Origin of the sequence: Sphingomonas sp. 66-10 (assembly GCF_001897045.1) — a bacterium.
Taxonomy (GTDB): Bacteria; Pseudomonadota; Alphaproteobacteria; order Sphingomonadales; family Sphingomonadaceae; genus Sphingomonas; species Sphingomonas lycopersici.
The window spans coordinates 2,341-10,479 of sequence record NZ_MKRR01000064.1; the positions used below are offsets into that span (position 1 = coordinate 2,341).

Annotated in this window: 11 protein-coding genes, 1 pseudogene and 1 riboswitch; of the genes and pseudogenes, 3 read left to right on the plus strand and 9 right to left on the minus strand. The window is 64.2% G+C overall.

Annotation, left to right across the window (positions count from 1 at the left end):
- Positions 1–225: pseudogene (locus tag BGN95_RS06300) on the minus strand (efflux RND transporter periplasmic adaptor subunit); the annotation flags it as partial.
- Positions 222–1,481: a TolC family protein gene (locus BGN95_RS06305; protein ID WP_007406848.1), complete on the minus strand. Its 1,260-nt coding sequence runs from the start codon at positions 1,479–1,481 to the stop codon at positions 222–224. The gene BGN95_RS06305 and the pseudogene BGN95_RS06300, both read right to left, overlap by 4 nt.
- A gap of 195 nt (positions 1,482–1,676) precedes the next feature.
- Between BGN95_RS06305 and BGN95_RS06310 the strand changes: the two genes are divergently transcribed.
- A complete protein-coding gene (locus BGN95_RS06310; RefSeq protein ID WP_043058994.1) occupies positions 1,677–1,889 on the plus strand; it encodes a hypothetical protein in 213 nt (70 codons plus the stop codon).
- Positions 1,890–2,041: 152 nt separating this feature from the next.
- Here the strand turns inward: BGN95_RS06310 and BGN95_RS06315 are convergent, their stop codons facing one another.
- Entirely contained in the window at positions 2,042–2,233 is a 192-nt protein-coding gene (locus BGN95_RS06315) for a DUF1289 domain-containing protein (RefSeq protein ID WP_037569978.1), read from the minus strand.
- Positions 2,233–3,357 (minus strand): nickel/cobalt efflux transporter, encoded by a 1,125-nt coding sequence (locus BGN95_RS06320; RefSeq protein ID WP_007406849.1) that lies wholly within the window; start codon positions 3,355–3,357, stop codon positions 2,233–2,235. The genes BGN95_RS06315 and BGN95_RS06320 overlap by 1 nt, the downstream gene beginning before the upstream one ends.
- Positions 3,358–3,494: 137 nt before the next feature.
- Between BGN95_RS06320 and BGN95_RS06325 the strand changes: the two genes are divergently transcribed.
- Together BGN95_RS06325 and BGN95_RS06330 are read left to right on the plus strand one after the other, a co-directional pair.
- Positions 3,495–3,764, plus strand: a complete 270-nt coding sequence (locus BGN95_RS06325) for a metal-sensing transcriptional repressor (protein WP_007406864.1) — start codon at positions 3,495–3,497, stop codon at positions 3,762–3,764.
- 68 nt (positions 3,765–3,832) lie between these two features.
- A riboswitch (yybP-ykoY riboswitch) is annotated at positions 3,833–4,003 on the plus strand.
- Positions 4,004–4,046: 43 nt separating this feature from the next.
- A complete protein-coding gene (locus BGN95_RS06330; RefSeq protein WP_241217812.1) occupies positions 4,047–4,571 on the plus strand; it encodes a manganese efflux pump MntP in 525 nt (174 codons plus the stop codon).
- Between the two features lie 57 nt (positions 4,572–4,628).
- On the opposite strand, the gene BGN95_RS06335 is transcribed toward BGN95_RS06330, so the two are convergent.
- From BGN95_RS06335 to BGN95_RS06355, 5 genes are all read right to left on the minus strand, one after another.
- Positions 4,629–4,826 carry a hypothetical protein gene (locus tag BGN95_RS06335; RefSeq protein WP_018251238.1) on the minus strand — a complete coding sequence of 66 codons (198 nt, stop codon included), beginning with the start codon at positions 4,824–4,826 and terminating at the stop codon, positions 4,629–4,631.
- On the minus strand, positions 4,823–5,140 hold the full coding sequence (locus BGN95_RS06340; RefSeq protein ID WP_018251239.1) for a DUF7673 family protein: 318 nt from the start codon (positions 5,138–5,140) through the stop codon (positions 4,823–4,825). The genes BGN95_RS06335 and BGN95_RS06340 overlap by 4 nt, the downstream gene beginning before the upstream one ends.
- Positions 5,141–5,160: 20 nt before the next feature.
- Positions 5,161–5,814 carry a hypothetical protein gene (locus BGN95_RS06345; protein ID WP_018251240.1) on the minus strand — a complete coding sequence of 218 codons (654 nt, stop codon included), beginning with the start codon at positions 5,812–5,814 and terminating at the stop codon, positions 5,161–5,163.
- Positions 5,811–6,746 carry an ArdC family protein gene (locus BGN95_RS06350; RefSeq protein ID WP_042469543.1) on the minus strand — a complete coding sequence of 312 codons (936 nt, stop codon included), beginning with the start codon at positions 6,744–6,746 and terminating at the stop codon, positions 5,811–5,813. The genes BGN95_RS06345 and BGN95_RS06350 overlap by 4 nt, the downstream gene beginning before the upstream one ends.
- A 439-nt stretch (positions 6,747–7,185) precedes the next feature.
- On the minus strand, positions 7,186–7,809 hold the full coding sequence (locus BGN95_RS06355) for a hypothetical protein (RefSeq protein WP_056432825.1): 624 nt from the start codon (positions 7,807–7,809) through the stop codon (positions 7,186–7,188).
- Between the last annotated feature and the right edge of the window lie 330 nt (positions 7,810–8,139).

Genomic DNA, 8,139 nt, shown 5'->3' on the forward strand with positions numbered 1-8,139 from the left:
GGCGTCCAGCTCGCCGGAGGCCGCCGGGGCTACAGTGATCTGCGATGCCGAAAGTGCCTGCTGCGTCATCGCGACCGTGTTCGACGGCTTGGCTGGCGCTGCGGCCTCCGTAGGAGCAGGGGCAGGGGCGGGCGATTGGGTGAGGCGCGCAGCGCCGAATCCAAGCGCGGCGGCAGCGACCAGGCCAATGGCGGCGCCGGTGTAGAGGCGAGTTTTATCGGTCATTGCACCGCTTCTCCGGTGATGGTGAGGCCCTGCAGACGGGCGAGATTGGCGCGGGCGTCGAGGCGCGCTGCGGCGGCATCGAGGATGAGGCCGCGGGCGACTCCGAGATTTTGACGTGCGGCGAGCAGTTCGATCAGCGGGCTTTTACCTGCCTCGTAAGCGATGCGGGCGAGGCGGTAGCCTTCTTCGGCGGTTGTCAAAGTCCGCTGCGCGGCAGCGGCACGAGCGTCGGCTGCCTCGACCAGCGCTAGACCGGCGCGTGTCCCGGCCTCGGCTTCGAGCCGGGCCGCGGCGGCGCGCGCTTCTGCTCCTTGCAGCTCAGCGCGTGCCGCCGCGATGTTGCCCTGGTTGCGATCGAAGAAGGGGAGCGGGACCGATATGCCGGCGACTAGGGCAGGGCCGCTCGCGACGCGGAGTTGACGCACTCCAAGCTGCGCAGTGACGTTCGGAATGGCGAGGCGCTGTTGCACCGTCACCGCCCGCGCAGCGGCGTCTTGTTCGGCTTCCGCGACCCGCACCGTCGTCGCCTGCATCGCGTCAATGGGACCGAAAGCCGGCTTGGCATCGAGCCGATCGAGGAGTGACTCCGAAAGACCGGTGAAGGGGGTGGTCATACCGGCGAGCGCCGAAAGACGTGCCAGCGCGACCGTCTTGAAAGCGCGCGCGTTTTCGAGGTCGGCCTGAAGCGTGTTCAGTTCGGTTTCGGCCTGCACTTGCCGGAGACGGGCTTCCTTGCCGGCGCCGACCAAAGCGCGGGCAACCCTCAAGACATCGGTCGCCTGTTTAACCTCTTCTTCGGCGATGGTGATGCGACGATCGGCGATTTCGGCACCAGCATAAGCGCGCGCCAGCTCAGTCGCAAAGACGAGACGGCCGTCACGATCGCGCGCCTTTGCCGCAACGATCCCGGCTTCACCGGCGGCGATCCGAGCGGATCGCTTGCCGCCCAGTTCGACAGGCTGATCGACCTGGAAAGTCGTCTGTTGTTGATTGCGCGCATTGCGATCGTGGTCGCCCACGAAATTCTCTGCATAGACATTGATCGAGGGGTTCGGTCGGGCGCGCGCTTGTAATGCCAAGCCGCGTGCTCGGGCGACGTCTGCTTCTAGCGCCAGGACGCGCGGCACATCACGCGTCTGATTTAGAAGCTGTGCAAAGGGGGGTGCGGTCTGCGACCACGCCGCACCTACGGGCGATAGCGCCGCAAAGGCGCCGGTCAGCGCAACGGTGCGCGACCGGCGAAAACTGCCGTTCATAGTGCATGATCCTCTAGGGTAGTCAGTCGACGCGCGCGGCGTCGGCGAGACTCAACCGCGAGGCGGACGCAGAAGCTTAGATGGGTCGATCCCGCTGGGGAGCGATGGAGTTAATATCGACCACACGCGAGCGGCGACGATGGCCGCAACCGGCGCAGCCCTCGCGCCATCGAAAGCAACCCAGTGGCCTGCGGCGTGGGCAAGAAGGTGAGCTGGCCCGTCGCCGTCGGCCTGCTTTGCCGGAGCCTGATCGTCATGATCGATCATAACCGCATGGTCGTGATCGTCATCAGAATGGGTATCGACCATGGCGACTTGAACCGGGCCGTGATCGTGAACCATGGCGCTATGCCATCCCGATACTGCGACAAGCCCGAGGACAGCGGCCAGCGCCAACACGACTCCTAGGATCGCAACAGAGGAACGCTGCACCGCCATCATTTGCAGCGTAAGCCGACGCAAAAAACGGGGCAAGGAAATCACTTGCCGGTCAATTCGAGCGTTCACGCTATTTCAGCCTGCTCGACATTATACCAGCGCCTTGGCGGCGAGACACGACATCAGGACGTGCCCCCCTTTGCGGAACGGTCGGTCAGCTTTGCCAAGCGGTGTGGCAGGTCGCTCATGACGCGGCGTGCATCACCAGGTCGCAGGTTACGCCAACGCCGGACCTCGTCGCGCGTGCGGCCACACCCCCGGCACCATCCGGTGCGGGCATCGAAACCACATAGATCGACGCAAGGCGATCGCATCAGATCGCGCCGATCCGACTGAGGCCTTGCAAGCCGGAATAGGCCATGTAGCCCGCGATCACGAGCATCAGGCCCGCCGACGCATAAGGCGCCTTGCGCGCGAAGTCGCCGAACCCTGACCAGCGCTTGCGGATGTGCGTGACGCTGAGCGATGCGATGACGCCGGCGCTGACCATCGTCACGGCAAGGCCGACGCTGAACGCGCTCACCAGCACGACACCGAGCGCGAGACGCTTGAGCTGGAGGCAGAGCAGGAGGACGGTGACGGCTGCGGGGCAGGGGATCAGCCCGCCCGTCAGGCCGAACAGCGCGATCTGGCCGGTCGTTACCTGACGATCGGCGAACCGGCGGCTGATATCGGCGGCGTGGGCGCGCTCATGCGCGTTCATGTAGGCATCGTCGCCCGTGACCTTCAGTCCATCATGCCCGTGGCCGTGATCGTGCCCGTGTTCGGCGAATGTGAGGTCGTAGTCATGGCTGTGGCCGCCGTGGCCCAGCGAGACGCGCGCGTTGAAGGCGTGCGGTTCCGGGATCTCCTCGACGCTTTCGATGTAATCGCCCCGATCGACGAAGCGGAATGTCTGCGAACGGCCTTCGCCGCGATCCGTTGTGAGGATAACATCCGCCGCTTTCCAGCCACCCTTGGCAAAGCTCGCCCGCCAGCGCGGCGGCACGCCATCCTCGAAAATCTCCAGACGCATCATGCCGTGGCCGGTGTCGATCGTGCGGATCTCGTCCTCGCCGTGATGGTGGTGGTGATCGTGCGCGGCTTCGGCCTTCTGATCGGCACGCGTGCGCCAAATCATCCATAGACCGATGCCAAGAACGATGACGGCCGAGCCGAGCAGGAGGTAAGGCTCGGTCGTTTCGGTGTTGATGCCGCGCCCGAGATATTGCCCGCCAAGCGCGATGCCCCACACGATCGCGGTGTGCGAAAGCGCCGCGCACAGGCCGAGCAGGACGGCTTGGCCAACAGTGCCACGCACTGCGATAATAAACGCAGCCATCATGGTCTTGGAATGGCCGGGCTCCAGCCCGTGCAGCGCACCGAGCAGCAGCGCGGTCGGGATGAACAGCCAGAGATTGGAGCTGCCCTGTTGAACGAGTTCGGCGAAAGAGGTCATGGTGCGTCCCGGCAAGCCCGGCGGTCGCGACCGATCGGACGTGAAGTTCGGGCAGGTCCATATCCCCCCATGGGGATAGAGTCTATCCCCCCGGGGGGTTGCTCGACAAAGTTCGTCCGTTTGTCTTATAGGGTGACATGGCCCATTACGATCATTCCAATCATCCCGCGATCATCAAGCGGCTCAACCGTGCGACCGGGCACCTGAAAAGCATCGTCGGGATGATCGAAGAGCAACGGCCGTGCGTCGATATCGCGCAGCAGCTTCAGGCGGTGGAGAACGCGATCGCCAGCGCCAAGCGCGCGCTCATCAACGATCATATCGATCACTGCTTGGTTCACGCCGAAGAGGGCGAGGGGACAAAGGTGGCGGTGGAGCAGTTCCGGGCGATATCCAAATACTGGTGATCGCCTAATCGGACAGGGTTGATCGGATTCGGCTTGTACATATGCCCCCCAGGGGATACGGGCGTCTCACTCTTGGGGAGTAGCTACCCGCTGTTGCGGGGCCATCGTCAACATCCTTGAACCTTCCGGTTCGTGGCGATGGCAGCAGATTTTGATCTGCCCGGCGAGACCAACGATGCGCTACCTCTCTCGTGGCCGGAGGTGGATTGCGTCGTTCGGTTGACGGCCCTTGGACGTATATCAATGACGGGTTTGCTAACGCTCGGCGCTCTTGGCGCCAGCTTGTCGGTCGACGCCTTCGCTGCGGCGGTGGGGAAGGGTGCGACCAATCAGCGCAATCGTTGGCGCGATGCCTTACGTGTCGGCGCCGTGTTCGGCTTCTTCGAGGCGATCACGCCGGCGATTGGCTGGGCGATCGGCCTGGCGCTGAGCACTTGGATCGCGGCAGTCGATCATTGGATAGCCTTCTTCCTGCTTTTCGGCGTCGGCGGGCATATGATCCATGCAGCGACGAAAAGCGACGTGGACGCGGGTCAGCGCGCTCAGACCGGCGTGTGGCGACTGGTCGTTACCGCGCTCGCCACCAGCATCGATGCAACGGCGGTGGGTGTCAGTCTCGCGGTCATGCAGGTCAATATCCTGACCGCGTGCCTCATCATTGGCGGGATCACCACGGTCGTCGCCACGATCGGCGTCATGCTCGGCAAGCACGCGGGACGGTATATCGGCCGCTATGCAGAGATGCTGGGCGGGCTGACGCTCATCCTCATCGGCGGCACGATCCTCTACCAGCACCTCACCGCCTGACCTCAAACCAGCGCGCCGCTTGCTCGCTTGGCGGGGAAGCGGCGCGCGATTTCGCAGCTAGTCCGCGATAAAGCTGCCGCGTCCTCCCCGGAACGCGCCGACGACATTGCCACGATCCCAATGGCCGGACAGGATGCCGCGCCGGGGGATGCTTCCGACCGGCTTGCGGCGCGCGGCGAGTAGCCGCGCGCGGCGTGTATCGCGATCGATGGGCAAGCCCGTCATGATGTCGATGGCGGTGCGCAGCGGGGTCATGCGGGCCGCCACTGCTCGACCAGCGCCGCCATCGCGTCGCGGTAGCCCCAAGCATCGGGATAGACGGACGGCTCGGCCGCCAGATGCGCCATGACGATGAGCATGTCTTCCGAGATGCCGGGATCGCAATTGCAGAGGTGAAGGACCGGAAAATGGCCCCATGCACTGCCGTCCCACCATGCCAACAGGAAGTCGGCCGCACGCGAGGCTTGGCCGGTATCGGACCCGGCGACGACGATCAGGCGGGCAATGGCCTCGCCAACGTCCTCGAAGCTGACAGCCCGGATTGCGGGGCGGCGTTGGGGTGGGCTCATGACTATTCGCTTCTGCTCCTTCAAGCGTGGAAGGGGACGGGGACCAACAGCGCATCATCGATCGGCTCGACGTCGCGCAGCTCCACCATCACGATCTTCTCTACCCGCTCGGCGCCGGTCGGATCGAGATAAACATAGGTGTGGCCTGCAAACACCGGGCTGCACAAGCGCCAGATCACGCCTTTCCGACCGATGCGGCGTTCCGCGCGCCCGTCATAGGATGCGAAAGCGCCCGCAATCCGGACCCGCTGCGCGATCCGCAGCCAATTGGCTGCGCCGTCGATGACGACGGCCAGTTCCTCCGGCGAAAGAGCCGGTCGGCCGATGCCGAACGTCGCTTGGGGATCGCGCGCGATCCGGGACAGCTTCTCCTCGACCGGTTCCGGTTTCCAGTCGCTGACTGGCCCGGGGGCGGCCTTGTACATATGCGTTACCGGCTTCCCGCCGAACAGGTCGGGTTGTACGCCGACAAGGCGGCGGTGGAACATCGCCTTGTGATAGTCGCGCCGCCATTGCGCTTCGGGGGTCAGCGGCTTCGCATTTGGGCCATCGCGCATGATCGCGACCAGCTCGTTAAACTCCTCCTCGCTCACCGTGGCGACGCTCGGGTCAAAGACAATGCGCGCCGCCACGCCCCGGCCCCCGTCGGGGCCGGGATCGTCGGCGGCGGTCACGCCGCCGCCTCCAGTTCGGGCGCTGTCTCGACCGCCATGCGGCTCAACAGCCAGTCGGACGCGTCCTGCGCGAGCCGTGCGGCGGTGAAGATGCACTTCTTGTCGTTGCGGAGCGCTTGAAGCCAGTTCGCCAGATAGGCGGCGTGGTCCTCGCGATCGTGGAGCTTGATGCCGATGGTGGCGCTGACGAACGCGGCCCCAAGCTCGGCGACCAGTTCCTCGCGAGCATAGTCCTCGCGCTTCGTGGAAATGAGGGAGGGGCGGGCAAGGCGGTCAACGTGCCCCGTCGCATGGCAAAGCTCGTGCGCTAGGGTCGAATAATAGTCGTCGCTGGTGTGGAAGTCGGCAAACTGCGGCATGACGACATGATCGCCGCTCGGCTGATAATAGGGCTGGGAACCGAAGTGCTTGAGGGTGACGGGCACGCGGGCAAAGAGCGTGTCCAGTTCGGCGTCGCGCTGGTCGGGATTGGTCGCGGTGATGACGGGCAAGGGGGCAGGATATTTCGCCTCGATGCCGTCGATCTGCTCGGCATTGAAGACGGTGTAGCGCTTGAGGAACGCCACCTGACGCTTGCCATCCTCGCCTCGCTCTGCGCCCTCCTGTGCCTTGCTGTCGGCGTTCACCTCGATCTTGTTGGCATAGACGACGGTTGAGCCCTTCTCGCCCTTGCGGACGCAGCCGCCGAGCGCGAGCGCCTGCTTGAAGGTCAGCCAATGCGGGGAAGCATAGCCCTTCGTCATGGCGGCAACCCAAAGGGTCAGGACGTTGATGCCGCGATAGGGAACCCCCGTCGAGCGCAGCGGGATGGTGGGTGCGGTGCTGCCGTTCCACGATTTCGACCAAGGCCGGGTGCCCGCCTCGATCATGGCGATCATCTGATCGGTGATTTCCTGATAGATGTCGGCCCGGTTGTCGGTGATCCGTCCCATGATTGTCTTCCTTTCCTCTGAGGCTGAAAGCCGGTCGCAACAGCAACCGGCTCTGCCTTTCCGGCGAGGAACGGGATGGGGAGGGAGGGCGAGAATCTACCGCTGGCGCGGGCGAGCCGCCCTAGCGTGGCCGACGCCCTGCAGGGCGTCGAGTGCCACGCTTGGCGGATTACACGGGCGGTCGATTGTCGTTCGGGAACGAAAGGGCAGCCGCCCTTGGTGTTCCCCGGCGCTGGATGGCCTCCGGGGGAGGGCAGCGGCGCGAACGGGCTTACGCCGCGCCCTAGGCGCTTCGATCAGGTGTGCCACGTGGCACACCTTTCACGCGAGGATCGTCACCCAATAGGGCCGAGACGGCGGTACGGCGGCTTGGTCGGCGCAGAGAGCGAAAGGAGCGGTGCTTGCAGGGTCGCACCCGGCTTCACGCTGATCCTAGACGTTAGCGTTCTGTAGCAACCCTGTTGAATAGAGCGCCATCTATAAGCTGGATCTCTGCCGTTTTGAGGGGCCGCACACCCTCTTTGGTGAGAACCCATGTCATGTCGTTGGATTGCCCCAGCGTGATACCTGACACCTGCTTTCCTTCGAGATGGTAAATCCACACCTCCCCTCGGGTGATGTTACCTATGCGGTCTTTCGCTCGGATCGTACCTGCAACATGGCCAGCGGCGACCACAATGAGGATGACAATGGTCCCGCACCCCACCCGAGCCATAAACAATGTCAGAGGATCAAAAAACGGCGGCCTATGCGATGCAGCCCTGGCGCGGTCGAAGAGCTTGCCGGCAATCAAAGTAAGCGCCGTCACGATCAGCAGCGGCAGGATCGCTGTAAGCCACGCGCCGGTTGTGGTGATAATGGCACCGAGGCCCTCCACCGCAACTGCAATGTTCGAACCGCCAAGATTGGTCGGATCGATGGCAAAACGGCCGAAATAGGCCTGTCTGTAGGTCCACCCGGCAAAATAGATGGCCGCTAATATGGTGGCGATCACGAAGGCGGAGTCAAACGCCTTGGTGACGAGTTCACGCGGTGAGGAAGATGTTCCAGGGCCTGCGGGCATTTGTCCTCCTTACGGGAATGGCTTTGCGAAGCGGCGTATAGATCCCACGTACACGGGTGGCTGGATCGTCGAGCTGACGAACGCGGCCCCAGCTCGGGAACCAGTTCCTTGCTGGCGTAGCTGTGCCACGTGGCACACCCCTCTTCATCGCTGGAACGATGCGTCCGACCCGGCCGAGTGATATGCCGGCGGATTGACCCGCCGGAGTCAGGCCGGCGTGTCGTCGTTGCCCGGTGCAGGCTGTGCGAGACCTGTATCGACGACGGCGGGTAGGGCTTCCACCGTTTCGACCTCGGTAGCGGCCGTTTGCAGGCGGATCGAGCTTCGCAC